Below are 25104 nucleotides of genomic sequence, written 5' to 3'. Positions count from 1 at the left end.
GCGCGGACCAGCCGCGCTTGTTTTATATTTTTATGCCGCAGGACTTATTGTGCGCCCTGCTTGCGGATCAGCTTATCCAGCATGTCGCATTCTTCCGGCGTCAGATCGGTCAGCGGTGCGCGCACCGGACCTGCATCGTGACCCACCAGACGTGCGCCTGCTTTAACGATACTCACTGCGTAGCCGGCCTTACGATTGCGGATCTCAAGGTAAGGCAGGAAGAACTCGTCCAGCATGCGGTTTTGTTCGGCGTGGTTATCCGACGCGACCGCATGGTAAAAGTCCATCGCCAGTTTCGGCATGAAGTTGAATACCGCCGACGAGTATACCGGGGTACCGAGCGCTTTGTACGCGGCCGCGTAAACTTCTGCGGTCGGCAGGCCGCCCAGGTAGCTGAAACGGTCGCCCATCTTGCGCCAGATCGACACCATCAACTCGATGTCGCCGACGCCGTCCTTGAAGCCGATCAGGTTCGGGCAGCGGTCGGCCAGCTTGGCCAGCGAGTCCGGCGTCAGGCGGCAGTTGGCGCGGTTGTAGACCACCACGCCCAGGTTGGTGGCCTTGCAGACTTCGGCCACGTGTTCGATCAAGCCGTCCTGGCTTGCTTCGGTCAGGTAGTGCGGCAGCAGCAGCAGGCCTTGCGCGCCAACGCGCTCGGCTTCCCTGGCGTAGGCCGCGGCCACGCGGGTCGGGCCGCCGACGCCGGCCAGGATAGGCACTTGGCCGGCGCAGGTGTCGACGGCGGTCTTGATGATGTCGGTGTATTCGTTGGCCGTCAGCGAGAAGAACTCGCCGGTGCCGCCGGCGGCGAACAGCGCGCTGGCGCCGTACGGAGCCAGCCATTCCAGGCGCTTGATGTAGGTCGACTTGCGGAAGTTGCCTTCGGCATCGAAGTCAGTCACCGGGAACGACAGCAGGCCGGAGGAAAGAATTTTTTTAAGGTCATTCGGTTGCATAAGGTCTCCAATAATCGACGGGCGCATCTCAGGAAGAAACGTGGCAGCTGTTCGCCACTTGTTGTATGACATCGTACAACTATATGCGTTAGTGAGCAAGCGATTTAGCAAAATCTGCCGGATCGCCCTGCTCCCGTGGCTTTTATGCGGTCTGACCGGCGGCGATGCCTTCTTGCGCGCGGCGCAGGCGCTCGCGGCTGTTGCTCAGGTGGGTGCGCATGGCGGCGCGGGCCGCCTCGGCATCCTTGCGCAGGATGGCGTTGTAGATGTCGTCGTGCTCGCGGTTGAGGCGCTCCAGGTAAACGGCCGGATCGTCATGCGCCAGCTGTGCCGAATTGACGCGTGCACGCGGGATGATGGTGTTGCCCAGGTCGCTGAGGATGTCGACGAAATAGCGGTTGCCGGTGGCTTGCGCGATCAGCAGGTGGAAGGCCACGTCCGACTCGACCGAACCGGGACGCCCCTGCGAATGCTGGATGCGCTTGAGCACCGCGCCCATCTCCTGCACCTGTTCTTCGGTGCGGCGGGTGGCCGCCAGCCAGGCCGCTTCCGTCTCCAGGCTGATGCGCAGCTCCAGGATGGCGAGCACGTCGCCGATGGTGCGGATGGTGTCGGCCGAGATGCGCAGATTGGCCGGCTGCGGCTCCAGCACGAAGGTGCCGATGCCGTGGCGGGTCTGCACCAGCCCGGCCGCCTGCAGGTGCGAGATGGCCTCGCGCACCACGGTGCGGCTGACGCCATGCATTTCCATGATGACCGACTCGGTCGGCAGCTTTTCGCCCGGCTTCAGCGTACCGGCCTGGATGCTGCCGGTGAAGGCCTCAACCACGCCCTGGGCGAGGTTGCGGTGCTTCTTTTTCGGTACGAGGACGGTGGGAGCTGGCATGGGTGCGGCGGCGGTCTGGTTCATGTTATTTTAACTGTTGTATGACGACTGTTAGCATACACGCTTCTGGCGTGTCGCACGATCCGCATATTGCCAGATTTTTGACAACAATTGTGCCTTAGACACTTTTTTTGTCACAATTAGTGCATGAAGACTAGTTCAGAAGTAACACTCGGATCACAGTCGGGCCATGGTCAGGCCAGTAGCGCGGCGCTCATGGAGGCGGCTTCGTCGGCCGATTCGAACAGGATCTGCTCCAGCGCGGCATTGTCGTCGAAGAAGCCGGACAGGCTGGCATGCTCGCGTTCCGGCGCCAGCGGCGAGCGTATCGGGGCCAGATGCTTGGCGATCAGCAGCGTATCGCGCAGGCCCAGCGGTGGCGGCGTCAGCGTGGCGCCGCGCAGCGAGACGATGGCCTGGCTGACCGGTTCCGGTATCGCCATCTTCTTCATGATTTCACGGGTGATGATTTCCTGCGCCGCGCCCATCCACTCTTCCGGATCGTCGAGCAGGCCGGGAATGTCGTCGGCGCGCGACAACAGGTAGAAGCCGCCCGCCTCGTGGACGATGCCGGCGAACAGCGCGGTATCGGCGTCGGTGCGGGTCAGCTTGCGGGCGATCACATGGGCCAGCGCGGCCACGTGGGCGGAATGGCGCCACAGCTGTTCGGCCTGGGCGCGCAAGGCGGCGTCGCGGATGCGGCTGCCGAACTGGCGCACCACCATCGCGGCGGCCATCGTGTACAGATTACGGAAACCGACCCGCTGCACCGCCGAGCGCACGCTGGTGACGGGGGCGCCGCCGCGGTTGAACACCGCCGCATTGGCCAGCGCCACGGTGCGCGCGGCCAGCAGCGGCTCGCCCAGCACCTTGCGGATCACGTCTTCCATGTCGCAATCGGGATCGGCCAGCGCCAGTTGCAGCCGCAAGGCGGCGTTGACGCTGGTCGGAAAAACCAATTCCCCCTTCGAGGCCTGGGCAACAATCTCCGCGTAATCTTTTAGTTTTTCCATGGAAATATTATACCGTGGAAAATTGGGGTCAAGTCTGACATTCGGACACGAGCTCTGCCGTAATTGTCGCTACGGCGGAGCTCGTGTCCGAATGTCAGACTTGACCCCAGGGTGTTACAGGTGGGCGGCGATCTGCGGCAGCAGTTCGTCGAAGGTACGGCCCTTGCCGTTTTCGCCGATGGCGTGCATCTTCCACTCGCCGTTGTGGCGGTACAGCTTGGCCATGATCTGCGCCGAGTGCGGTCCCTGCACCGACAGGTTGAAGCGCGCCACTTCCTTGCCGCCGCTGGCGTCCAGCAGGCGGCAGTAGGCGTTTTCCACCTGCGCGAAAGTCTGGCCGGTGAAGCTGTTCACCGTGAACACCAGGCTCTTGACCGTCGACGGCACGGCGTCCAGGTCGACGTTGATCTGCTCATCGTCGCCGTCGCCGGCGCCGGTGCGGTTGTCGCCGGTGTGCTGGATGCTGCCGTCGCGGCTTTTCAGCTGGCGGAACCAGATCACATCGACCGGCGCGCCGGACTCGTTGAACATCACGCACGAAGCGTCCAGGTCGACCGCCTCGGTCTTCGAGCCGAAGCCCAGGAAGCCCTTGGACTTGATCGCATCCCAACCCAGGCCCATGGTCACGCGGCCCAATGCGCCGCCCGATTCCTTGGCCAGAGAAATTTTCTGGCCCTTGCTTAAACTGACAGTCATGTTTGACTCCTATGAATTACATTTCAACGATTACGTTGCGACGCCGCGTTGCGCCCAGGCCTGGAATGCCGCGCCGTTGCGCGAGCAGATCAGGATTTTTCCCTGGCCGGAGAAACGCAGCACCATGCCTTCGCCGCTGGTCTGGCTGTTGACCAGATTGCTCAGAAAGCCGCTGTTGCCGCCGGTGGTGACGGAGATTTCATAGCGCAGCGCGCTATCCCATGCCACCACATGCGAGTTATCGATAATCACGTCGCGGCCCGGCGTCACATCCAGTTGCGACATCGAGCCGAAGCCCGATACCGCGACCTGGCCGACGCCCGCCGTCTCGGTGATGAAAAAGCCGCCGCTCTGCGCGAACAGCGCATTGCCCAGGCTTTGGGTACGCACCTTCAGCTCGACGCCGGAGGTGGCGGCGACGAAGGCGCCGTCGCTCAGCATGTACTGATGCTGGCCGACGTCGAGTACCTGCATCGCTCCCGGCAGGCGCGGCGCCAGCAGGCAATCGCCCTCGCCGCGCACTGCTTCGATGTGCTGCTGGAAGAAGGACTCGCCGTTGGCAAAGCGGCGCATGATGGCCGCGCCGATGCCGCCGGTTACCTTGCCTTTCAAATCGAGCGCCGCTTCCATCATCACCATCGCATCCGACTCGCAGTAGATTTTTTCACCGTGAGCCAGCGAGACGTGCAGGAAGGGATCGATATCGCCGGTGATCGAAAATTTAGGCATGGTGGAGTCCTTTCTTATTCAACTAAAATTCAACTGAAAATTAAACGCGCACGCCGAACGACGAAGCCAGTGGACCGAGACCGCCCTTGAAGCCCTGGCCGACGGCCTTGAACTTCCAATCGGCGCCGTTGCGATACACCTCGCCGAAGATCATCGCCGACTCGGTCGAACCGTCTTCCGACAGGTCGTAGCGGGCGATCTCGCCGTTGCCGGCGCCGTTCAGGCAGCGGATGAAGGCCTTCTGCACCATGCCGAAGTTCTGGCGGCGCTCGTCGCCTTCGTGGATGGTGGCGCAGATCGCGATGCGTTCCACGTCGGCCGGCACGCGGGTCAGATCGATGGTGACGGTTTCGTCGTCGCCGTCGCCGGCGCCGGTGCGGTTGTCACCCGAGTGGGCCACCGACTGGTCCGACGATTTCAGGTTGTTGTAGAAAATGAAGTCGTTGTCGGCGCGGACCTTGCCGTCCACTTTCAGCAGGAAGGCCGAGCCGTCCAGGTCGAAGTCCTTGCCGTCGGTGCTGCGTACATCCCAGCCCAGACCAACCACGATTTTCGACAGGCCTGGTGCTTCTTTGCTCAGGTTGACGTTGCCGCCTTTTTGCAGACTGATTGCCATGATGTGATGCTCCTAAAAAGAGAACCGGACTTGGGGTGCTACAGGCGGCGGACCGTGTCCGTAATTAACGGTCCGCCGAATTCTTGAATACTTTATGCAGCGATGGCGACAGCGGCTTCCTTCTGGCGGCGATGACGCACCGAGGACCACAGCGAGGCGCCGATGAAGGCCACACCAATCAGACCGGTGAACAGCTCCGGAATGTGGAACTTCATACTTGCCAACATGATCGCGGCCAGGATACCGATCGCATAGTGCGCGCCGTGCTCCAGGAAGACGAATTCATCGAGCGTGCCCTTCTTCACCAGGTAGACCGTCAGCGAGCGGACGAACATCGCGCCTATCGCCAGGCCCAGCATGATGATGACGACGTCGGTGGTGATGGCGAACGCGCCGATCACGCCGTCGAAGCTGAACGAAGCATCGAGCACTTCCAGGTACAGGAAACCACCGATACCGCCCTTCTTCACCAGATCGCCGACATTGCTGCCTTCTTCTTCCTTCTCCAGCAGGTTGCTGACCGCATCGACGCCGACGTAGATCAGGATGCCCCACAGGCCGGACACCAGCACCACCAGCTTCTGCGCTTCGCCTACCAGGCCCATGGAGCCCAGTAGGACAGCCAGCGCAATCATTACCGAGATCGAGGACACCTTGCCCAGCGAGCCGAGTTTCTTCTCGACGTTGCCCAGCCAGTGGACTTCTTTCTCGTCATCGAACAGGAAGTTCAGGAACACCAGCAGCAGGAACATGCCGCCGAATGCCGCCACTTCCGCGTGGTGATTCGTCAGGTGCATCGAATACGTTTTCGGGTCGTTCAGCGCCAGGTGCCACACGTCCATGATGCCGATGTCCGCCGCCACCGCCACGATCACCAGCGGGAACAGCAAGCGCATGCCGAACACCGCGATGATGATGCCGACGCCGAGGAACAGCTTCTGCCAGTAGGCATCCCAGGTCTTCAGCACGGAAGCGTTGACCACCGCGTTATCGAACGACAGCGACACTTCCATCGCGGCCAGGATCGCGGCGATACCGACGGCGGACAGGGCGCCGCCCCAACCGCTCAGTTCGTAGCCCCACCAGCCCGCCGCCGCAAGGCAGAGGAACGTGACGAGGAATGACACTTTGAAGTGTTTCATTCTTTTTCTCTCTTGGTTATGAATCGATGGGATGCAGTGTAGAGAACAACGGCGTTTTTAAAAATAGAAGATAATTGAAGTATTACTTCGTAAAAGCAGAAGATCATGAAAACCAGCGGACTCAATTTCAGGCACTTGTATTTCTTCTGGATGGTGGCAAAGGAAGGCGGCGTCACGCGCGCGGCGGAGCGCCTCGGGCTGGCCGTGCAGACCATCAGCATGCAGCTCGCATCGCTGGAGCAATCGATAGGCAAGCAGCTGCTGGAGCCGCAAGGGCGGCGTCTGGTGCCGACCGAGGCGGGCAAGCTGGCGCTCACGTATTGCGACCAGATCTTCCTGCTGGGCGACCAGCTGCAGGACGCGCTGGACGAAACCGAAGCGAACAAGATGCGGCTGACGGTCGGCATTTCCGACTCGCTGCCCAAGCTGATCGCCTACCGCCTGCTGCAGGCCACGCAGCAGCTGGACCAGCAGGTGCGGCTGGTGTGCATGGAGGATGAATTCGAATCGCTGCTGGCCGACCTGGCGCTGGGCAAGCTGGACGTGGTGCTGACCGACCGCACCGTGCGCGCCGGCGGCAGCCTGAAAGTGTTCAGTCACTTGCTGGGCGAAAGCGACATGAAGCTGTTCGGCGTGCCCAGGCTGGCGCGCAAATACCGGCGCAACTTTCCGGCCAGCCTGCACGGCGCCCCGCTGCTGCTACCGACCCGCAACAACGCGCTGCGCGGCCGCATCGACGCCTGGTTCGTGCAGCACAAGGTGCGGCCGGACATCGTCGGCGAGTTCGAGGACAACGCCATGCTCAACACCTTTGGCCGCAACGGCCTGGGGCTGTTCTTCGCGCCGTCGGCGCTGGCGCAGGACATCGAAGAGCAATTCGGCGCGGTGCTGGTGGGCGACGCCCCGGAGCTGCGCGAACAGTTCTACGCCATCTCCAACGCCCGCAAAATCACCCACCCGGCGATCGAGGCCATCCTGTCGGCAGTCCATAGCGGGCCCTTCGCCATCGCCGACTAATCTTATTAATAAGACTGTCCTTCCTCAAATGTGCGAATCCTCTCAAATTTAAAATAAGAGCATTATTCGCGCTCTAAAGAATAGTTATATTTGGAGAGAATTGAGTATCGGAATTCCGATTACTGGGATGAAATGCATAAATATGTTGCAGAATATTTTTTAATTTTATTAAACAACTTTCATAAAATAAAAATTATTAGCCAAGCAACGGCAGATATGCCATTATGTTGATTCAACGCAACAAATTTATCTAACCAGTAACGGAGATACCCTTGAAAGCAGCCGCCTCGCAGCGCCGTTTGCTGCGCCTTCCCCCGCACCTGACTGCCAAGCTGCTGTGCGCCGCAATCGGCACGACCCTGGCCAGCGGCTGCGCAACCGACCCGCGCACCGGTCAGCCGTCGTTCCAGCAGACTTTCGCCAGCAAGGATCCTTGCTCGAACAATGCGAGAAATATCGGCGTCGCCGTCGGCGCCATTGCCGGCGCGATACTCGGCAACCAGGTCAAGCACTCGAATAGCGCCCGCGTGGTGGGCGCATTGGCCGGCGCTACTATCGGCGGCTTAATCGGGCGCGATATGGACCAGCGCCGATGTGAGCTGTCCAAGATCGCCAGGCAATATGATTTAAGCCTGAAGACATCGACCGTCAGCGCTGATGGCAGCGTGATCGACGACCAGCGTTTGAACGCCGCGTCCAATGCCGATGCCATTAAAAAGGATGCCGTCGGCATGATTGTTGAAGTGCGAGAACAATCAGGCAAAGGCGGACATTTTGAAACAAATTCCGATCAATTAACCGAGCAGGCACAGCGTTATTTCTCGGCAATCGCCGATTCGTATAACGCCCGGCTCATCGCCAATAACATCACCGATCCGCAAGAGAAATCCAGTTATATTTCTCAAGTTAGCAAACGCAAGATCTTGTTAGTCGGCCACACCGACGATACCGGCAGTTCACGGTTAAACGCTGACCTGTCGGAACGCCGCGCCCAGGCTGTGGCGGCGTATATGGAAAAACGCGGAATACCGAAGGAATCGCTATTCTTCCAAGGAGCAGGCGAAGCCTATCCCATTGCCGACAACGGCAGTGAGGAAGGCCGCGCGCAAAACCGGCGCGTGGAAATTGTAGAGATCGCCGATACCGCCAACTTCGACCGCTATCTGGCCGAACGCAAGCCGCGCTACGAGTTCTACCGTGGCAGCGATGCACCGTCACCGCAAGTGGCGGTGGCCGCCCCTGCCGCGCCGCCTGTCGTGAAGCCGGCGCCGGTCAAAGTCACGCCAGGAAAAACAGCGCCCGCCATCGCCGGCAAAGCGCCGGAGGCGGCTGCAGCAAACGCCACCACTATCCCCGACGGCGTCGATTTCGGCGGCACCCCGCTGTCCACCATCGCCGCTGCCGACATCGGCCAGCTCAGTTCCAAGTCCAGCGGCACGTTCCGGCTCATCAGCAACGCCTACGCCGACGAACCGCCCATCATGGCCGACTGCTCACGTGACCGGCCCCGCGTGGCCCACGGCGTCAAGGCTCTACAGGATGGCAAAAGCTATCGCACCAGCGAATACCTGCCTGGCCTGTACGGCAAGACCTGGACCGAGCAGGTCAACGGGCATCAGGTCGTGCTGAACAAACTGACGGTTTTGGCCAGCAATGGCGCGGCCGCGAACCTGCCTGAGTTCAAGGTGTACACCAACTACAACCCCGTCAAGAATGCCAATCCGGCCGCGGCACTGGCCTTGAATCCCGAAGTGAATACCTACCTCGGCAACAAAGGCCTGCTATACCGGATGTTCTTCAACGGCAAAGGCGGCCTGTCGTGTGCAGACGTGGTGTTCGGCAGCGATGGCGGTACGTCAGCCAAGGGCGGGCGGCTGATTTATGCGCGTGGCGCGCGGCTCATGTCAGCGGACTTCAAACCAACGCTATATCAAAAATAAAGGGATGAACTCATGAAGGAATTTATCAGTACTTATCCAGCCCTGGCCTGGAGCATCGTCAGCGTTCTGCTGGCCCTGACCGTCGTCGCCGTCTTGTGGCAGCAAGTCAAATGGTGGTGGTTTAACACCTGGGTCAGTTTCCCGCTGATCGGCCGCATCGCCACGCTGGCGCGTGACGCCAACGAGGATGTCGCCTACCCTGGCTGGTTTTCCGGCGAGCGCACGCTGTGCCAGGAATACAAGAACTTCGTGCACGTCCAGGACGAACACGACTTCAACGAGAAAATCACCTACCTGACCAAGGCTGGCGACAACGGCCGCCGCAGCACGCCCGGCTGGATCTGGCTGCTGACGGTGTCGATGGTGTTTGTCGAAGCGCTGGGCTTCTCCTACGTATTGGCCGGCTACACAATTCCGGGAGCCAGCGAGAACCTGCAACAGACCGGCGCCTACGGCATCGCCTTCCTCATTTCAGTCATCCTGGTGGCGTTCACCCACTTTGCAGGTCACGAGTTGTACAAATCCGGCCGCATCAAGAACGCCCGCCGCGAATGGGTAGAAGACAAACGCGAGTCCAAGCTGTCGACCGGCACCATTCCGCTGGCCCGCCCACAGAACAGCGACGACGGCCTGCCCGCCTACACGCAATTGTGCAATCGCGTCGGCGCGCACCCGACTTATCTGGTATCGATCGCCACGCTGGTGATCGTGCTGCTGATAGCCGGAGCAGCCACCTATGTGCGCGGCCAGGTTCTGGAAAAGGAACTGGTCGCGCGCGTCACTCAAGTCAACAAGCAAATCGACAACGGCAACCAGGCCGCCAGCGACAGCCTCGATATGAGCAAGCCCGGCCTCACCCTGCCCGACGCCGATGTGGCCGCCAACCACAACGCGGACAAGAAAGTCGCCATCGAAGAAGCCGACATTGACCGCCATGGCGGCTGGGCCACCTTCATTGTGCTGGCGTTTGTCTTCGTCTTCCTGCAGTTGCTGGGCGTAATCTTTGGCTATCGCTGGGGCTTTGCTGGCCAAAACAGTGCCGAAGCGTTCCGCGACATCGGAGGCGGCCGCTATTCCAGCTATACCGCGGTGCGTGAAGCCTACCGCCGCGTCGCCGATACCGCGCAAGCGCGCCTGGCCGTACTGCAGCAAAAGATCATGGCCAGGAACAGCGATGTCGGCACCTCGGGCCAGCATTTAAGCAAGACCTTCCGCGACTATGTGCAGGAAACCCGGATCGCCGACCAAGCCGAGCGTCAACACGAACGCCATCACGCACAGGCGGTCAAGGCACAGGCCGAAGCACCCTCTCCTGTTCCAGCTCCGCAAGCCGGCTCGGCTGCCGAGGTGTTGCAACAACTGAATGCCTTGGGAGACGACAAGCCGGCCAAGCTGGCCCTGTTGGCAACCTTGCCGGACAGCTTGAACGCGGAAGTGGTCGCCGCGCTGAAGCTGCAGAAGGAAGAAAAGGCCCGCCAGGCCCGTAACGCCGAACTGGAGGACTTGCTGTGAAATGGAGCGCCCTGCTGCTGCAACTCTGCCTGTCCGGCGCGGCCGTGGCCGCCAATACCAACGCCGTCCAGAGCTGCCAGGACAAGTCGCTGCCGCCGTTTCCGCCAACCGCGCGCGAGTTGCTGGTGGTGATAGACCAGACCACTCCTCTCAGTCCGGCGCTGCAACAGCTAGTCGCCAACAACGTCAAGCCTTTCCTGGCGCCCGGCAACCGCTTCAGCGTGGTGGTGTTCTCCGCCTATACACAAGGCCACTACACCGAACTGCTGACGGCGGGGACGCTGGACGCACAACTGCCCAGCGAAACCCGCAACGACATCGGCAAGCCCGCGCTGGTCAAGCTGGACCTGTGCCTCCAACGTCAGCCGCAACAGGCGGCACAGGCCGCCGGCCAGGCGTTGCGCGCGGCGTATCAAGGCACTAGCAGCAATATCGCCAAATCCGATATCTTCGCCAGCCTGAAATCCATTGCCAGCGTCATCAAGCAGTCCCCGGCGCAGGAAAAAGTAGTACTGATCGTCTCCGACATGCTGGAGAATTCGTCGGTCAGCAACTTCTACGCGGAGCAGGGCAAGTCGGTGCGCAATGTGGCGCCGGCCAAGGAAATGCGTACGGTCGAAGACAACCACCTGCTAGCCGACTTTGGCGGCGCACGCACCTACGTGATCGGCGCGGGCCTGCTGGCGGACGACGCCGTGCACACCAAAAACTATCGCGATCCCAAGACCATGCAATCGCTGAACGCTTTCTGGAGCGAGTATTTCAGCAAATCCAATGCCAAACTGGTGGAATTCGGCCAGCCGGCCTTGCTCAATCCCCTACGCTAATCCCCATCTCCGCGCCGGCATCGACCGGCGCTCTCCCCTCTGCGCGGCATATTTTGCGATGCATAAACGCGCTGTCGTTTAAGATACCTGTTTTAACTACCTGAATCGCCGCTCGGCCCTTATGCAAAACCTTATGCTTGTCGTGCTCGCCATCTTCCTGGTCGCGCTCAATGGATTCTTCGTGGCGGCCGAATTCGGCATCGTCACACTGCGCAAGACGCGCGTGCGCGCCATCGCCAAGACCCAGGGACTCAAGGGACGCATACTCGGCAAGGTGCACGGCGAACTCGACGCCTACCTGTCGGCCTGCCAGCTGGGCATCACGCTGGCCTCGCTGGGCCTGGGCTGGGTCGGCGAACCGGCCTTTGCCGGCCTGCTGGAACCGCTGCTGACGGCCATCGGCGTCACCTCGCCGGAAATCGTCCACGGCATCGCCTTCGTGTTCGCCTTCTGCGTGATCTCCTTCCTGCACATCGTGGTGGGCGAGCTGGCGCCGAAGTCGCTGGCCATCCGCATGCCGGAAGTGATCGGCCTGTGGAGCGCGCTGCCGCTGTACGGCTTCTACTGGGCCATGTATCCCTTCATCTGGGTGCTCAACGCCAGCGCCAACATGGTGCTGGGCCTGGCCGGCCTGTCCGGCAAGGGCGGCCACGACAGCCACTATTCGGTCGACGAACTCAAGCTGATCCTGCGCACCAGCCAGCCGGGCGAAAAGTTCAACAAGGACGAACGCAACATCCTGGCCCATTCGCTCGATTTCAGCGATCTGTCGGTGTCCGATCTGATGCGCCCGATTAACGAGGTGATCGGCCTGTACGCCAACCGTCCGCTCAACGACAATCTGCAAACCATGTTGCGCAACCGCTTCAGCCGCTATCCCTATTACGACAAGGATGGCGAGACGGTGCTGGGCGTGGTGCACCTGAAGGACTTGTTCTTCGCCCAGCAGTCCGGCAAGCCGGTCACCGACCTGGTGCCTTTCCTGCGCCCGGTGGAGACGATTTCGGCCCGCACGCCGGCGCTGGAACAGTTCCGCCGCTTCCGCGACGGCGCGCCCCACTTCGCGCTGATCGGCGAAAAAGGCAAGCGTCCGCTGGGCTTCATCACGCTCGACAACCTGCTGGGCGCGATGGTCGGCGAAATCCATGACGAGTTCCGCCTCAACGAGAACGACTGGCTCAAACAGCCCGACGGCACCCTGGTCGGCAAGGCCAGCCTGCCGATCTTCTCGCTGGAACGCACGCTGGGCATCGACATCGAAAACGAGGAGTTGGGCCTGGAAGAGGTAGAATCGGTAGGCGGCCTGATCATGCTGAAACTGGGCGATATCCCGAAACAGGGACAACGCATCAGTTTCCGCGGTTTCGACATCGTCGCCAAGAAAATGAATGGCCCGCGTATCCTGCTGGTCAAAGTCATTCCCAAGGATGACACCGAGGACAACGCCGACCAGGACTAACCCGGTAGGAGGAGATGTGCTCAGCCGCCTGATCCTTTGTTGTACCCTGCTTGGCGCCGCCGGCCTCGGCGGCGCCGAACCGCGCAGCGGCTGCAAGCAGCTGCGCGTCGCCTTCTACGAAGACGGCGCCCTGTTCTACCACGCCGCCGACGGCGGCTGGACCGGCATCGACAAGGATGTGGTCGACGAACTGGCGCGCCGGCTCGGCTGCACCATCGAGGCCAGCGTCGATTCCCGGGTCCGCATCTGGGCCGGCCTCGGCAGCGGCAACATCGATATGTCGGTCTCCGCCCTGCTCCTGCCCGAACGCGAGAAGATCGGCCGCTTCGTGCCGTATATGACGGGCCGCAATTTCGTGCTGCTGCACAAGGAATTGAACGGACGGCTGCACAGTATGGCAAGCTTCCTTGCCGATCCCCAATACAAGATCGCCGTCGTCAAAAGCTACAAGCACGGCCGCGCCTACGAGGATTGGCTGTCCAAGCTGCGCGCCCAGGGCCGCGTGTTTGAAACGCCCGACCATCTGGCTATGATGCGCCTGTTCAAGCTGGGGCGGGTGGATGCGGTGATGGCCACGCCCACCACCTGGTATCCGCTGGTCAAGCAGGAGCAGCTGGCGGGCACGTACAGCGTGATGGATTGGGCGCCGCGCGAGAACATGGTCTCCGGGCTGATCGTCTCGCGGCAGAATATCGACGCGGCCACGGTGGCCCGCTTCAGCCACGCGATCCGCGCCATGCGCGAGGATGGCACGCTGCGCCGCATCTTCGAGCGCCATACCGACGCCGAGCGCGCCGCGCAAATGATTAACTTCTAGGCCGCTTCGCCGGTCCAGTTGCGCAGCAGGCCCAGGCCCACGGCCAGCAGCGTCGGGCCGATGAACAGGCCGACGAAGCCGAAGGCCAGCACGCCGCCCATCACGCCCAGCAGCACCAGGATGAACGGCAGGCTGCTGCCGCGGCTGATCAGCATGGGCTTGACCACGTTGTCGACGCCGCTGATGACGAACATGCCCCACACCAGCATGAAGACGCCCCAGCCCGTGCGGCCTTCGTTGAACAGCCAGATCGCCGCGCCGCCCCAGATCAGCGGCGGCCCGACCGGCACCAGCGACAGCAGGAAGGTCGCCACCGACAGCAGCGCCACGGCCGGCACGCCGGCGACCAGGAAGCCGACCGCCGCCACGGCGGCCTGCGCCAGCGCCGTGCCCAGCAGGCCGTACATCACGCCGCGCACGGTGCGGCTGACGGTGTCGGCCACGGCCGCGCCCTGCGCGCCGATCAGCTTGTCCATGCCGACCGCCAGCGCCGCCAGCATGGCCTTGCCGTCGCGGTACAGGAAGAAGCTGACGAACACCGCCAGGCTGACCTGGGCCACGCCGCTGCCCAGCACCATGCCGCCGCCCAGCAACAGGCGGCGCGCAGGCTCCAGCAGGTTCTTGGCGACGCTGAGCAATTCCTCGCGGCTGCCCAGCAGCTTGTGCAGATAGGTGTCGGCCGCCTCGCCGATCACCGGGATCTCCTTCAGCCAGGCCGGCGGCGCCAGCGTGCCGCTGCCCAGGCTGGTCTTGATTTGATCGTAGAAGTCGCTGGCATTATCGGCAACATTCCACGTCACCAGCGCCAGCGGCACGATGATCAGCAGGGTCAGGCCGACGCTCATGACGGCGGCGGCCAGCGAGCGGCGCTCGCGGCAACGCGACAGCAGGCGCAGGTACAGCGGCCAGCTGGAGATGGTGATGGCGGCGGCGAACAGGATGGCGGCCAGGAAGGGCCGCAGCACGGTCAGGCAGCCGATCACCAGCAGGATGATGGCCGCGAGGCGGGTAAAGGGTTGGAAGCGCTGTTGCATGCGCATCGGTCAGGGCTGGGCCAGCAGCAGCTTGAGGTCGTGCACCAGCGGCGCCGGCCCCTGCCCGCTGCGCGCCAGCAGGCGGATCTTGCCCTGCTTGTCGAACACATAGCTGGCGGCGGTGTGGTCCATCGAATAGCTGCCCGGCGTCTTGCCCGGCACCTTGGCGTAGAACACCTTGAACTCCTTGCCGACGGCGGCGGTCTGCTCGGCCGTGCCGTACAGGCCGAGGAAGCGCTTGTCGAAGGCCGGCACGTATTCGGACAGCAGCTGCTGGGTGTCGCGCTCGGGATCGACGGTGACGAACAGCACCTGCACCCGGGCGGCATCGGCGCCCAGCTCCTTCATCGCGGCCGACATCTCGGCCATCGTGGTCGGGCACACGTCCGGGCATTGGGTATAGCCGAAGAACAGCACTACCACCTTGCCCTTGAAGTCAGCCAGCGTGCGCGGCTTGCCGTTGTGGTCGGTCAGCGCGAAGTCCTTGGCGTACGGCAGGCCGGTCAGGTCGGTGTTCTTGAATTCCAGGCGCGGCGCGGCGGCCCTGCGCTCGCACGCGGCCAGCAATACGGAAAGGACGATCAGGCCGAAGGCGAGCAGTTTTTTCATCAGAATTTAAAGTAGTGGTCCACCAGCAGCGCCACGAACAGCAGCGACAGGTAGATGATCGACCAGGTGAAAGCCTTGCGGGCGATCAGGTCGGTGTAGTGGCGGTAGATCTTCCATGCGTGGTGCAGGAAGACGGCGTTCAGCACGACGGCGCTGGCCAGATAGATCAGGCCGCTCATATGCACGGCGTACGGCAGCAAGGTGGTGGCGGCCAGCGCGATCGAATACAGCCAGACGTGGAACTGCGTGAACTTCATGCCGTGCGTGACCGGCAGCATCGGCAGGCCGGACTTGGCGTAGTCGTCGCGGCGGTACATGGCCAGCGCCCAGAAGTGCGGCGGGGTCCATATGAAAATAATCAGCACCAGCAGCCAGGCTTGCATCGGCACGTCGTTGGCGACGGCGGCCCAGCCCAGCGCCGGCGGCATCGCGCCGGACAGGCCGCCGATGACGATGTTCTGCGGCGTGGCCGGTTTCAAAATCATGGTGTAGATGATGGCGTAGCCGACGAAGGTGACGAAGGTCAGCCACATCGTCAGCGGGTTCACCAGCGCATACAGGATCCACATGCCGGCGCCGCCGATCACGGCGGCGAACACCACGGTCTGCATGACGGTGATCTCGCCCATGGCCATCGGGCGGCGGGCGGTGCGCGCCATGCGGGCGTCGATCTCGCGCTCGGCCAGGCAGTTGACGGCGAAGGCCGCGCCGGCCAGCAGCCAGATGCCGACGGTGGCGGCCACCAGCAGGCGCCAGTCCGGCATGCCGTCGCTGGCGAGGAACATGCCGATCACGGCGCAGAAGACGGCCAGCTGCGTGACGCGGGGCTTGGTCAGCGCCCAGTATTGGGAGGCGCGGCTGGCGGATTTGGATGTGGCGGTGTGTGTGGTCATTAGATGCTTAAAGGTGCTTACTTTTGCCGGGCAGCGGAGGTGTGCGCGGATGCCGCGCCCGAGGCTGCCTTTTTTGCAATATCGTACTGGTACTTAGCCTTGTAGTTTAACATGGTAAGCAACAGGACCAGCAGCGCCGCCCCGGCGTTGTGCAGCACCGCGATCGTCAGCGGGAAGCTGAGGTAGATGGTGGCGACGCCGGTGGCGATCTGCGCCGCCAGCGCCAGCGCGATGTAGCGGGCGGTCTTGTGCAGCGCCGCATGCTCCCACGCGCGCCAGGCCGTGTAGCCGGCCACCAGCGCGACGATGATGCCGACATTGCGGTGCACCCAGTGGATCGCCGTCAGGGCCGCGAACGGCAGGTAGTGGCCGGCGGCGGTCTTGCCCAGCTCCCGCCATAGCGTGAAGCCGTGTTCGAAATCCATGTCCGGCACCAGCTTGCCGCCGCACAGCGGGAAATCGGTGCAGGCCAGGGTGGCGTAGTTGGTGCTGGTCCAGGCGCCCAGCGCCAGTTGCACCAGCAGCAGAATGGCCGAAGCCCCGGCCAGCAGCCGGATGTTGCGCATCGCCGGCGGCGAGGCCGTCACCGTGCGCACCGGCGCGATCAGCTGGTTCTGGCGGCCGCCGTACCACGCCAGCAAGGACAGCATGCCCATGCCCAGCAGCAGATGGGTGGTGACGATCACCGGTTGCAGCTTCAGCGTCACGGTCCAGGCGCCGAACGCGCCCTGCACGCAGATAAACAGGAACAGCACGGTCGGCAGCCATGGCGCGTACTCGGTGCGCGTGCCCTTGGACTTGCGCCATTGGTACCAGGCTTGCGCCATCATCGCCACGATCAGCACGCCGATCGCCATCGCCAGATAGCGGTGGATCATCTCGATCCAGGCCTTGACCACCGTGACCGGGCCGGTCGGCAGCAGCGCCTCGGCCGCCGTGATCTGCTCGTGCGCGAGGAAGGGATTGGCGGCGCCGTAGCAGCCCGGCCAGTCCGGACAGCCGAGGCCGGAATCGGTCAGGCGCGTGAAGGCGCCGAACACGATCAGGTCGAAGGTCAGGAACACGCAGACCCAGACCAGCTTGCGATATTTGTTGGCGTCGGACGAAGTCCACACCAGCGACGCCGGCAGCAGCGCCACCAGCAGCGCCGTCACGGCCATTTGAGCGAGGGTGGTCGAGTGCATGACGGTCAGCCTATCGCCGAAGCCTTCAGCAGCTTGCTGATGTCCTTGTGGACCTTCTTCACCTTCTCGGTATCGCTGGAGACCGCGCCTTTCGGGAAGCGCATCATCAGGTTGCCCAGCGGGTCGATCAGGTAGACGTGGTCGGACACGCTATCGCCGGCGGCCTGCTCCAGCGGCAGCCACTTGTCGATGACGGCGGCCGGCGCGCGCAGCATGCGGGTGCCGTCGTTGACGCGCATCAGCACCGTATCGAGCGGCTGCTCGTCGGTAATCATCCACACGCGCTCGATGCGCTCCATCTCCTTGCCCTGCATGGTGCGCAGCTGGCGCATGGCGAACAGCTGGTCCTGGCAATCCTGCTTGCAGTCGGACGGACCGACCTTGAGCATGATCCACTTGCCCTTGTAGTTGTCCAGCGTCAGCGGCTTGCCGTCCAGCGAGGTGCTGGCCATGGCCGGGATAGGATGGTCGCGCGGATCGATCAGCGCGCCGAAATTGGTGACGCCGCCCTTGGGCTTGATCACGTAGTACGTCAGGTAGGAGCCCACCAGCGGCGCCGCGCACACGGCCAGCACGGCCATCAGTTTCCAGCGACCACGGCCTTGATTACTTTTGTTTTCCACGTCTGAATCCGTTCACCACAAAGAAGATAACAGCCATCGCCGACAGTGCGTACCACTGAAAGGCATAGCCCTGATGTTTTTCCACGTTCAACGTCGGCGGTGCCCAGTCGCGCACCATCTGCGCGTCGTCGCCGGCCGGCCTGGCCGCGCCGGTTTGTTCGACCACGAACGGTTGCATGGTCAGGCCGCTGTCCCTGGCCACCTGCAGCGGATCGGCGTTCTGCACGATGGCGTTGGGCGTCAGCACCGGCGTCCTGGCCAGTTCCAGCACATGGCCGGCGTCCAGCCGCGCCACGCCCTCCAGCGTCACCGTGCCGGACGGCGTCGCATACGCCGGCAGCTTGGCGCGCTCGGCCGGGTTGCGCGGCAGCCAGCCGCGCACCACCAGCACGTGCATGCCCGATCCCGCAATTTTAAACGGCATCAGCAGATAAAAGCCGGAGCTGTTCTTGTAGGGACGATTGTCCAGGTACACCGGCCAGCCGGCGACAAATTCGCCGGTGACGGCAACGCGGCGGAATTCCACCGCATCGGCCGCCAGCGGCGTGCCGTCCAGTGTCAGCGGCGCGCTGGCGTTGCCCTGGGCCAGCTTGGCCTGCAACACGATCTTGTGCGCGGCGCGGCGCTGCTGCCAGTTACCCAGCTGTATGCCCAGCGCCACCACCAGCACGGTCGCGGCGAAAGGGACGAGTTTAAAACGGAACGCAATACCCATTACAATGGAACCCTCATCAAACCCACTACCGGTCCTGCCATGAAAATTGCTGTCGCCATTGCGTTTATCCTGATTATCGGCAGCCTGGCATCCGCCTTCTATTTCCTGATGCGCGACAAGGGCAAGAGCAACAACACCGTGCGCGCGCTGGCGGTGCGGGTCGGCCTGTCGATCGCCCTGTTCGCCGCGCTGCTGATCGCCCACAAGCTCGGCTACATCCAGCCCACCGGCATCCGCGGCTGAAATAAAAAAGCCGCATCCGGTGTCGAACCGATGCGGCTTTTTCTCCAGCGCCGCAGCAGCATCGCTGCGGCATTATAGCCTTGTTACAGCCTGTACTTACAGCCAGTAAACCACAACGTACAGACCCAGCCAGACCACGTCCACAAAGTGCCAGTACCAGGCCGCGCCTTCGAAGGCGAAGTGGTGGTCCGGCGTGAAGTGGCCCTTGAGTACACGGACCAGCACCACCGACAGCATGATCGCGCCCATCGTCACGTGGAAGCCGTGGAAGCCGGTCAGCATGAAGAAGGTGGAACCGTAGATGCCCGAGGTCAGCTTCAGGTTCAGTTCGGTGTACGCATGGTGGTATTCATAAGCCTGGAAGCCCATGAAGATCGCGCCCAGCGCCACGGTGGCGAACAGCCAGAACGCGGTCTGCGCGCGATGGCCGGCGCGCAGCGCATGGTGCGAGATGGTCAGCGTCAGGCCCGAGGTCAGCAGCAGCGCGGTGTTGATGGTCGGGATGGGGAACGGACCCATGGTCTTGAATTCCTGCACCGTGCCGGCCGGGCCGACGTTGCCCCAGTGCGCCGCGAAGTCAGGCCAGATGAATTTGTGGTCCAGGTCGCCCAGCCACGGCATGCTGATCGTGCGCGCATAGAACAGCGCGCCGAAGAAGGCGCCGAAGAACATCACCTCCGAGAAGATGAACCAGCCCATCGACCAGCGATAGGAATGGTCGACGCGCTGGCCGTACTGGCCCGCTTCGGATTCCTTGATGGCGTCGCCGAACCAGAAGAACAGCACGGCGATGATGCCAGCCAGGCCGATATAGTTCACGATCGGGCCCCACGACACATCATTGACCCAGGCCGAAGCGCCGATCATGGTGGTCAGCAGGGACATGCCTGCGAACAGCGGCCATTTGGATGGACCAGGCACGAAGTAGTACGGTGCCGAGGCGTTATGTGAACTCATCTTCATCTCCCTAAATTTATTTTGAAACTACAACCTTAACGATAGTGATCAGCAGTCCAATAAAACAAGCCACGCCAATCAAGGCCGCGATGATGATGTGTACCGGGTTCAGCTTGGCCGAATCGGTGTCGAAATCGCTTTTGCGGCGCAGGCCGAAGAACGACCAGAACACCGCTTTCATCGAATACATGAACGACGCTTGCTTCTTATCTTCTTCCATTGCGCCCACCCCTTACTTGGATGCGGTCTTGTCCAGACCGCCCACCTCGAAGAAGGTGTACGACAGCGTGATGGTCTTCACATCCTTGGGCAGCGCCGGGTCGATGAAGAACACCACCGGCATCTGCCGTGCTTCGTTCGGTTTCATGGTCTGCTGCTTGAAGCAGAAGCACTCGACCTTTTTAAAATGCGGCATCGCGCTTTGCGGCGCGTAGCTCGGTATCGCCTGCGCGCTGACTTCGCGGTTCTGGGTGTTGACCACCTCGTACATCACCGTGGTCAGCTCGCCCGGATGCACGGTCATGCTGTGCGTCACCGGACGGAAGCGCCACGGGCCTTGCGCATTGCCGTCAAACTCGATCGTCACGCTGCGCGTGGTGTCGATCTGCGTATTGGTATCGGCGCTGACCGTGCCGTCCTTCTGCGTCAGCACATTGATGCCCAGCGCTTCGCAGATCTGGCGGTAGAACGGGTTGAGCGCGTACGCAAACCCGAACATCAACACCGCCACCACGATCAGCTTGCCCAGCAGCGTGCGGTTCAGCCCGCCAGTTTCCTGTTCGTCGCTCACGTCAGCTCAGCCACATCCGCTTGACATACACGGACAGGAAAAAGAACAGGGCCAGACCGGCCAGCAGCAGGCCGGTCCTCGCGTTATTCGGCTTCTTCTGTTCGCCCATGATTATTTGAACTGCGGTGGCGTTTCGAAGGTGTGGAACGGCGCCGGCGACGGCACGGTCCACTCCAGGCCTTCAGCGCCATCCCATGGCTTGTCTGCGGCTTTCTTGCCGCCACGGATGGTCGGCAAGATCACGAAGAACAGGAAGAACACCTGCGACAGACCGAAACCGAAAGCACCGATGGTGGCGATCATGTTGAAGTCGGTGAACTGCGCCGAGTAGTCGGCGTAGCGGCGCGGCATCCCAGCCAGACCCAGGAAGTGCATCGGGAAGAAGGTGATGTTGAAGGTGATCAGCGACAGCCAGAAGTGGGTCTTGCCCATGGCTTCGTTGTACATATGGCCGGTCCATTTCGGCGACCAGTAGTAGAAGCCGGCGAACAGCGCGAACAGCGAACCGGCCACCAGCACGTAGTGGAAGTGCGCCACCACGTAGTAGGTGTCCTGCAGCTGGATGTCGATCGGGGTCACAGCCAGGATCAGGCCGGTGAAGCCGCCGATGGTGAACACGAAGATGAAGCCGACCGCGAACAGCATCGGGGTTTCGAAGGTCATCGAACCCTTCCACATGGTAGCGATCCAGTTGAACACTTTCACGCCGGTCGGCACCGCGATCAGCATGGTGGCGTACATGAAGAACAGCTGCGACGTCACCGGCATGCCGGTGGTGAACATGTGGTGGGCCCAGACGATGAAGGACAGGATCGCGATCGATGCGGTCGCGTAGACCATCGATGCGTAGCCGAACAGCTGCTTGCGGGCGAAGGCCGGCAGGATCTGCGAGACGATGCCGAAGGCCGGCAGAATCATGATGTACACCTCGGGGTGGCCGAAGAACCAGAAGATGTGCTGGTACATGACCGGGTCGCCGCCGCCGGCAGCGTTAAAGAACGAGGTGCCGAAGTGGCGGTCGGTCAGCGTCATGGTGATCGCGCCGGCCAGAACCGGCATCACGGCGATCAGCAGGTAGGCGGTGATCAGCCAGGTCCAGCAGAACATCGGCATTTTCATCAGCGTCATGCCGGGCGCGCGCATGTTCAGGATGGTGACGATGATATTGATCGAACCCATGATCGACGAGGCGCCCATCAGGTGCATCGCGAAAATCGCCATGTCCATGCCTGGGCCCATCTGGGTCGACAGCGGCGCGTACAGCGTCCAGCCGGCGGCGGTGGCGCCGCCAGGGACCAGGAACGAGGTCGCCAGCAGGATGGCCGCCGGTGGCAGCAGCCAGAACGAGAAGTTGTTCATGCGGGCGAAGGCCATGTCCGATGCGCCCACTTGCAGCGGGATCATCCAGTTGGCGAAGCCGACGAAGGCCGGCATGATGGCGCCGAACACCATCACCAGGCCGTGCATGGTGGTCAGCTGGTTGAAGAACTCCGGCTGGAAGAACTGCAGGCCCGGCTTGAACAGCTCGGTGCGGATCATCAGTGCCAGCACGCCGCCGGACAGCAGCATGATGAACGAGAACCACAGGTACAGCGTACCGATGTCTTTGTGATTGGTGGCGAACAACCAGCGCGACAGACCATGGGGATGGTCGTGAGCGTGATCGTGATCGTGTGCGTGATCCAAGGTGCTAGTGCTCATTTGTAACGCTCCTGATTACTTACGTGCAGCCACAACTTCGGCTGGTTGAACGATGTTTTCGGCGGCCTTGTTCGACCAGCTGTTACGGGTGTAGGTGATGACAGCCGCAATATCCGTATCCGACAGTTGCTTCCACGCCGGCATTTCAGCGCTGAATTTGCCGCTCTTCTTACCGTGCAGCAGAACGTTGATCTGTTCGGCTTTAGGACCGTTGACCGTTTCCGAGCCGTCCAGCGGCGCGAAGGTGCCAGGCACGCCCTTGCCGTTGGCCTGGTGGCAGACCACGCAGTTGGTGGCGTAGACTTTTTCGCCTTTGGTTTTCAGTTCGTCGATAGTCCAGGTTTTGCTTGGATCATCGGCCAGCGCGGCCATTTCTTTTTTCTTGCCGTCGACCCAGACCTTGTACTCGGCGTCGGTGACGACCTTGACCACGATAGGCATGAAGGCGTGTTCCTTGCCGCACAGCTCGGAGCAATAGCCGCGATAGGTGCCGGTGTGCTCAGCCTTGAACCAGGCGTCGCGCACGAAGCCAGGGATCGCATCCTGCTTGACGCCGAAGGCCGGGATCGACCAGGAGTGGATCACGTCGTTGGCGGTGGTGACGATGCGGATTTTCTTATGCACTGGAACGACGACATCGTTGTCGACTTCCATCAGGTAGTTGTCGCCGCGCTTCTCGGTCGGCTCGAAGCCCGGGGCGCCCACTTGCGCGCGCGGGGTCGACAGGTTGGACAGGAAGGAAATGCCCTCGCCTTCGCCCTTCAGGTAGTCGTAGCCCCACTTCCACTGCATGCCGGTCACTTTGATGGTGATGTCGGCGTTGGAGGTGTCTTTCATGCCGACCACGGTGCGGGTGGCGGGCAGCGCCATGCCGATGACGATCAGGAACGGCACCACGGTCCAGGCGATTTCGACAGCGGTCGATTCGTGGAAGGTGGCCGGTTTGTGGCCCAGCGATTTGCGGTGCTTGAAGATGGAGTAGAACATCACGCCGAACACGCCGACGAAGATGACCAGGCAGACCAGCATCATCCAGGTGTGCAGGTTGTAGATTTCGGACGCGATCTGGGTCGCTGGAGGTTGCAGATTAAGCTCGCCGGCCACGGGGCCGCCGGTACCGCCGGTCGCCGCGGCATAGGTGCCCGCCGCTGTCGCCGCCGTGTCAGCCGCCCACGCTGGGATACTTGCCGCCGTTACCGACAGCCCGAGCATCAACGATTGAAGTCGCTTCGCATGTTTCATGTTTTCCCCAACCACCCAAGAAATTAAAATATTTTTTTAACGACTCCGGATTTCGGTGAACTGAACCGGCGCCGCTCCTTAAACAACTTCAGGCCCCATGCCAGCCTCGTCTGAAAAAATCTTCAAGACGCGACCCCGGCGGGACCTTGAGGCTTTCCGCTTCATCCCCAGATACTGCCCAGGGACAACGCAAAAGCCTGATTCTGCTTAATTCAAATGCTCGTTCGTGCTCGTTCTTACCTGCTGATAGCTCCCGTCGCTGGTTTATAGCTGGCGACGTGACATGCTGGCAAAATTAGTCAATGATTATATATAACAACAACGCCCCGCTCAAGAAATAATCCAAATCACAACTATGGCGTAGCCCGTGGTACCACAGTGTGCCCGCAAACCCGCTACTGGCGCGGCTTTCGTGGTAAATCAAATCGGATGATGGCCTCGCCTTTCGACGTCACTTTGGGCGCCGGACGGAAGGCATGGCCGTAAATCACCTCGAAAGTCAGGCCCAGTTTGCCGTCCGGACGGCGGCCTTTTTCCAGCGTGGCCAGCATGCGTTGCCAGGCCTGTTTTCCTATCAAACCCCGGCTCAGGGTGCCCAGCGGATTGCCGCCCAGCGCGCGCACATCGGCCAGCAGCGCCTGCGGCGTGTCATACGTGACGGTGATGCCTTCCATGTCCAGCACCGGCGTCGAAAAGCCCGCTTCCACCAGCTGGTCGCCGAAATCGTGCATATCGACGAAGGGCAATACGTGCGGGGCCAGGTCGGCCTCGGCAAAGGCGGCGCGCAGTTCGCGGAAGGTGTCCGGGCCGAAGCAGGAAAACATCAGCAGGCTGTTCACGCGCGCCACGCGGCGCCACTCGGCGAACACGCGGTCCGGCTGCGGATGCCAGTGCAGCGCCAGGTTGGACCAGACCAGGTCCACCGAGTTCGGTCCCAGCGGCAGTTCGGCGAAATCGCCGCACAGCAGGTCGACGCCGGTCTTGGCCGGCAACAGCTTGCTCAGCAGCTGGTTCAGTGACGAGGTCTTCGCCGCCGGTCCCTGCGCGGCGCGCAGCATGGCGGGGGCCGCGTCGAGGCCGAGGATGTGCGCGGCGGGATAAGATTTCTGCAACAGTGGCAGATCGGCACCGGCGCCGCAGCCGGCGTCGAGCACGCGCTGCGGCGCCAGCTTGACCAGTTCCAGCCGTTCGAACATGCGCGAGGCGATTTCGCGGCGCAGGAAATCGGACGGCGCAATGCGCTCTGGACGGGCAAACAGCGCGCGCACGCGCTCCTGGTCGATCGGTGCGCTTAACTTCGGGGGATTTGCGGGGACTTGCATGATGTCGTTCGGTGTAATGCGATAATGTCGGCAGTGTACATGGTTGAACGCAAACGCGTCCTGGAGCGTTGATGCTGGCTACTCCGAGTCTCGGCACGCATGGCACGCCGGCCGCCCTGCTGCGGCGCAATCGGGGCACAGCAGCGCGTCGCCGGCGGCCGCGCACAGCGCGCACGAGGCC

26 protein-coding genes are annotated in these 25104 nt (G+C 62.1%); 7 read left to right on the top strand and 19 right to left on the bottom strand.

The features are described 5' to 3' along the window. Nucleotides 1–44: 44 nt before the first annotated feature. From kdgD to GEV02_RS04370, 7 genes are all read right to left on the bottom strand, one after another. Nucleotides 45–956 (bottom strand): 5-dehydro-4-deoxyglucarate dehydratase, encoded by a 912-nt coding sequence (gene kdgD, locus GEV02_RS04400; RefSeq protein ID WP_152836761.1) that lies wholly within the window; start codon nucleotides 954–956, stop codon nucleotides 45–47. Between the two features lie 142 nt (nucleotides 957–1098). Continuing rightward, on the bottom strand, nucleotides 1099–1866 hold the full coding sequence (locus GEV02_RS04395) for a FadR/GntR family transcriptional regulator (protein WP_152836760.1): 768 nt from the start codon (nucleotides 1864–1866) through the stop codon (nucleotides 1099–1101). 170 nt (nucleotides 1867–2036) lie between these two features. Further along, nucleotides 2037–2855: an HDOD domain-containing protein gene (locus GEV02_RS04390; protein WP_070358019.1), complete on the bottom strand. Its 819-nt coding sequence runs from the start codon at nucleotides 2853–2855 to the stop codon at nucleotides 2037–2039. A 114-nt stretch (nucleotides 2856–2969) separates the two neighbouring features. Next, nucleotides 2970–3551, bottom strand: coding sequence for a TerD family protein (locus tag GEV02_RS04385; RefSeq protein ID WP_008445331.1), 582 nt, complete (start codon nucleotides 3549–3551; stop codon nucleotides 2970–2972). A 30-nt stretch (nucleotides 3552–3581) separates the two neighbouring features. Then, complete coding sequence (locus GEV02_RS04380) at nucleotides 3582–4280, bottom strand: TIGR00266 family protein (RefSeq protein ID WP_152836759.1); 699 nt, start codon at nucleotides 4278–4280, stop codon at nucleotides 3582–3584. 40 nt (nucleotides 4281–4320) lie between these two features. Further along, nucleotides 4321–4896: a TerD family protein gene (locus GEV02_RS04375; protein WP_152805166.1), complete on the bottom strand. Its 576-nt coding sequence runs from the start codon at nucleotides 4894–4896 to the stop codon at nucleotides 4321–4323. 92 nt (nucleotides 4897–4988) lie between these two features. Next, nucleotides 4989–6038 (bottom strand): DUF475 domain-containing protein, encoded by a 1050-nt coding sequence (locus GEV02_RS04370; protein WP_070358021.1) that lies wholly within the window; start codon nucleotides 6036–6038, stop codon nucleotides 4989–4991. 105 nt (nucleotides 6039–6143) lie between these two features. Here GEV02_RS04370 and nhaR point away from each other — a divergent pair, with 105 nt between their 5' ends. The 6 genes from nhaR to GEV02_RS04340 all read left to right on the top strand — a co-directional run bounded on the left by nhaR (nucleotide 6144) and on the right by GEV02_RS04340 (nucleotide 13610). Continuing rightward, nucleotides 6144–7055, top strand: a complete 912-nt coding sequence (gene nhaR / locus GEV02_RS04365) for a transcriptional activator NhaR (protein ID WP_152836758.1) — start codon at nucleotides 6144–6146, stop codon at nucleotides 7053–7055. A 272-nt stretch (nucleotides 7056–7327) separates the two neighbouring features. Continuing rightward, the gene (locus GEV02_RS04360; RefSeq protein WP_152836757.1) at nucleotides 7328–8995 is read left to right on the top strand and encodes an OmpA family protein; all 1668 of its coding nucleotides are present in this window, start codon (nucleotides 7328–7330) and stop codon (nucleotides 8993–8995) included. Nucleotides 8996–9007: 12 nt separating this feature from the next. Beyond that, nucleotides 9008–10507 carry a hypothetical protein gene (locus GEV02_RS04355; protein ID WP_152836756.1) on the top strand — a complete coding sequence of 500 codons (1500 nt, stop codon included), beginning with the start codon at nucleotides 9008–9010 and terminating at the stop codon, nucleotides 10505–10507. Further along, nucleotides 10504–11334, top strand: a complete 831-nt coding sequence (locus GEV02_RS04350; protein ID WP_152836755.1) for a hypothetical protein — start codon at nucleotides 10504–10506, stop codon at nucleotides 11332–11334. Before GEV02_RS04355 ends, GEV02_RS04350 begins: the two co-directional genes overlap by 4 nt. A gap of 121 nt (nucleotides 11335–11455) precedes the next feature. After that, a complete protein-coding gene (locus tag GEV02_RS04345; RefSeq protein WP_152805175.1) occupies nucleotides 11456–12793 on the top strand; it encodes a hemolysin family protein in 1338 nt (445 codons plus the stop codon). A 16-nt stretch (nucleotides 12794–12809) separates the two neighbouring features. Further along, a complete protein-coding gene (locus GEV02_RS04340; RefSeq protein WP_328595716.1) occupies nucleotides 12810–13610 on the top strand; it encodes a substrate-binding periplasmic protein in 801 nt (266 codons plus the stop codon). On the opposite strand, the gene GEV02_RS04335 is transcribed toward GEV02_RS04340, so the two are convergent. The 6 genes from GEV02_RS04335 to GEV02_RS04310 are packed head-to-tail and all read right to left on the bottom strand — an operon-like array spanning nucleotide 13607 to nucleotide 18668. After that, on the bottom strand, nucleotides 13607–14644 hold the full coding sequence (locus GEV02_RS04335; protein ID WP_152836753.1) for an AI-2E family transporter: 1038 nt from the start codon (nucleotides 14642–14644) through the stop codon (nucleotides 13607–13609). The two genes, GEV02_RS04340 and GEV02_RS04335, sit on opposite strands and share 4 nt — an antisense overlap. 9 nt (nucleotides 14645–14653) lie before the next feature. Continuing rightward, nucleotides 14654–15253, bottom strand: coding sequence for an SCO family protein (locus GEV02_RS04330; protein WP_152836752.1), 600 nt, complete (start codon nucleotides 15251–15253; stop codon nucleotides 14654–14656). Then, nucleotides 15253–16146, bottom strand: a complete 894-nt coding sequence (cyoE, locus tag GEV02_RS04325; protein WP_152836751.1) for a heme o synthase — start codon at nucleotides 16144–16146, stop codon at nucleotides 15253–15255. Before cyoE ends, GEV02_RS04330 begins: the two co-directional genes overlap by 1 nt. Nucleotides 16147–16163: 17 nt before the next feature. Then, a complete protein-coding gene (locus tag GEV02_RS04320) occupies nucleotides 16164–17330 on the bottom strand; it encodes a COX15/CtaA family protein (RefSeq protein ID WP_174998972.1) in 1167 nt (388 codons plus the stop codon). A 5-nt stretch (nucleotides 17331–17335) separates the two neighbouring features. Further along, complete coding sequence (locus GEV02_RS04315) at nucleotides 17336–17953, bottom strand: SCO family protein (RefSeq protein ID WP_328595715.1); 618 nt, start codon at nucleotides 17951–17953, stop codon at nucleotides 17336–17338. Beyond that, a complete protein-coding gene (locus tag GEV02_RS04310) occupies nucleotides 17937–18668 on the bottom strand; it encodes an SURF1 family protein (RefSeq protein WP_152836750.1) in 732 nt (243 codons plus the stop codon). Before GEV02_RS04310 ends, GEV02_RS04315 begins: the two co-directional genes overlap by 17 nt. 39 nt (nucleotides 18669–18707) lie before the next feature. On the opposite strand from GEV02_RS04310, the gene GEV02_RS04305 reads away from it, so the two are divergent. Then, nucleotides 18708–18911 carry a twin transmembrane helix small protein gene (locus tag GEV02_RS04305; protein WP_008445316.1) on the top strand — a complete coding sequence of 68 codons (204 nt, stop codon included), beginning with the start codon at nucleotides 18708–18710 and terminating at the stop codon, nucleotides 18909–18911. A gap of 96 nt (nucleotides 18912–19007) precedes the next feature. On the opposite strand, the gene GEV02_RS04300 is transcribed toward GEV02_RS04305, so the two are convergent. From GEV02_RS04300 to GEV02_RS04275, 6 genes are all read right to left on the bottom strand, one after another. After that, the gene (locus tag GEV02_RS04300; RefSeq protein ID WP_152836749.1) at nucleotides 19008–19868 is read right to left on the bottom strand and encodes a cytochrome c oxidase subunit 3; all 861 of its coding nucleotides are present in this window, start codon (nucleotides 19866–19868) and stop codon (nucleotides 19008–19010) included. 16 nt (nucleotides 19869–19884) lie between these two features. Beyond that, complete coding sequence (locus GEV02_RS04295; protein ID WP_008445314.1) at nucleotides 19885–20088, bottom strand: DUF2970 domain-containing protein; 204 nt, start codon at nucleotides 20086–20088, stop codon at nucleotides 19885–19887. Nucleotides 20089–20100: 12 nt separating this feature from the next. After that, a complete protein-coding gene (locus tag GEV02_RS04290) occupies nucleotides 20101–20658 on the bottom strand; it encodes a cytochrome c oxidase assembly protein (protein ID WP_328595714.1) in 558 nt (185 codons plus the stop codon). Between the two features lie 111 nt (nucleotides 20659–20769). Continuing rightward, nucleotides 20770–22359, bottom strand: coding sequence for a cytochrome c oxidase subunit I (gene ctaD, locus GEV02_RS04285; RefSeq protein ID WP_152836748.1), 1590 nt, complete (start codon nucleotides 22357–22359; stop codon nucleotides 20770–20772). Between the two features lie 15 nt (nucleotides 22360–22374). After that, nucleotides 22375–23601, bottom strand: coding sequence for a cytochrome c oxidase subunit II (gene coxB, locus GEV02_RS04280; RefSeq protein WP_152836747.1), 1227 nt, complete (start codon nucleotides 23599–23601; stop codon nucleotides 22375–22377). A gap of 395 nt (nucleotides 23602–23996) precedes the next feature. Continuing rightward, the gene (locus GEV02_RS04275; protein ID WP_152836746.1) at nucleotides 23997–24923 is read right to left on the bottom strand and encodes a methyltransferase domain-containing protein; all 927 of its coding nucleotides are present in this window, start codon (nucleotides 24921–24923) and stop codon (nucleotides 23997–23999) included. Between the last annotated feature and the right edge of the window lie 181 nt (nucleotides 24924–25104).

Origin of the sequence: Rugamonas aquatica, assembly GCF_009380215.1 — a bacterium.
Lineage (GTDB): Bacteria > Pseudomonadota > Gammaproteobacteria > Burkholderiales > Burkholderiaceae_D > Rugamonas > Rugamonas aquatica_B.
The sequence above is the reverse complement of the archived record's forward strand: the minus strand, read 5'-3'. Positions and strand labels throughout refer to the sequence as shown.

Coding starts and splice junctions, on each gene's coding strand:
- kdgD (WP_152836761.1), bottom strand. CDS start 956: ATGCAACCGAATGACCTTAAAAAAATTCTTTCCTCCGGCCTGCTGTCG.
- GEV02_RS04395 (WP_152836760.1), bottom strand. CDS start 1,866: ATGAACCAGACCGCCGCCGCACCCATGCCAGCTCCCACCGTCCTCGTA.
- GEV02_RS04390 (WP_070358019.1), bottom strand. CDS start 2,855: ATGGAAAAACTAAAAGATTACGCGGAGATTGTTGCCCAGGCCTCGAAG.
- GEV02_RS04385 (WP_008445331.1), bottom strand. CDS start 3,551: ATGACTGTCAGTTTAAGCAAGGGCCAGAAAATTTCTCTGGCCAAGGAA.
- GEV02_RS04380 (WP_152836759.1), bottom strand. CDS start 4,280: ATGCCTAAATTTTCGATCACCGGCGATATCGATCCCTTCCTGCACGTC.
- GEV02_RS04375 (WP_152805166.1), bottom strand. CDS start 4,896: ATGGCAATCAGTCTGCAAAAAGGCGGCAACGTCAACCTGAGCAAAGAA.
- GEV02_RS04370 (WP_070358021.1), bottom strand. CDS start 6,038: ATGAAACACTTCAAAGTGTCATTCCTCGTCACGTTCCTCTGCCTTGCG.
- nhaR (WP_152836758.1), top strand. CDS start 6,144: ATGAAAACCAGCGGACTCAATTTCAGGCACTTGTATTTCTTCTGGATG.
- GEV02_RS04355 (WP_152836756.1), top strand. CDS start 9,008: ATGAAGGAATTTATCAGTACTTATCCAGCCCTGGCCTGGAGCATCGTC.
- GEV02_RS04345 (WP_152805175.1), top strand. CDS start 11,456: ATGCAAAACCTTATGCTTGTCGTGCTCGCCATCTTCCTGGTCGCGCTC.
- GEV02_RS04335 (WP_152836753.1), bottom strand. CDS start 14,644: ATGCAACAGCGCTTCCAACCCTTTACCCGCCTCGCGGCCATCATCCTG.
- GEV02_RS04330 (WP_152836752.1), bottom strand. CDS start 15,253: ATGAAAAAACTGCTCGCCTTCGGCCTGATCGTCCTTTCCGTATTGCTG.
- cyoE (WP_152836751.1), bottom strand. CDS start 16,146: ATGACCACACACACCGCCACATCCAAATCCGCCAGCCGCGCCTCCCAA.
- GEV02_RS04320 (WP_174998972.1), bottom strand. CDS start 17,330: ATGCACTCGACCACCCTCGCTCAAATGGCCGTGACGGCGCTGCTGGTG.
- GEV02_RS04310 (WP_152836750.1), bottom strand. CDS start 18,668: ATGGGTATTGCGTTCCGTTTTAAACTCGTCCCTTTCGCCGCGACCGTG.
- GEV02_RS04305 (WP_008445316.1), top strand. CDS start 18,708: ATGAAAATTGCTGTCGCCATTGCGTTTATCCTGATTATCGGCAGCCTG.
- GEV02_RS04300 (WP_152836749.1), bottom strand. CDS start 19,868: ATGAGTTCACATAACGCCTCGGCACCGTACTACTTCGTGCCTGGTCCA.
- GEV02_RS04295 (WP_008445314.1), bottom strand. CDS start 20,088: ATGGAAGAAGATAAGAAGCAAGCGTCGTTCATGTATTCGATGAAAGCG.
- ctaD (WP_152836748.1), bottom strand. CDS start 22,359: ATGAGCACTAGCACCTTGGATCACGCACACGATCACGATCACGCTCAC.
- coxB (WP_152836747.1), bottom strand. CDS start 23,601: ATGAAACATGCGAAGCGACTTCAATCGTTGATGCTCGGGCTGTCGGTA.
- GEV02_RS04275 (WP_152836746.1), bottom strand. CDS start 24,923: ATGCAAGTCCCCGCAAATCCCCCGAAGTTAAGCGCACCGATCGACCAG.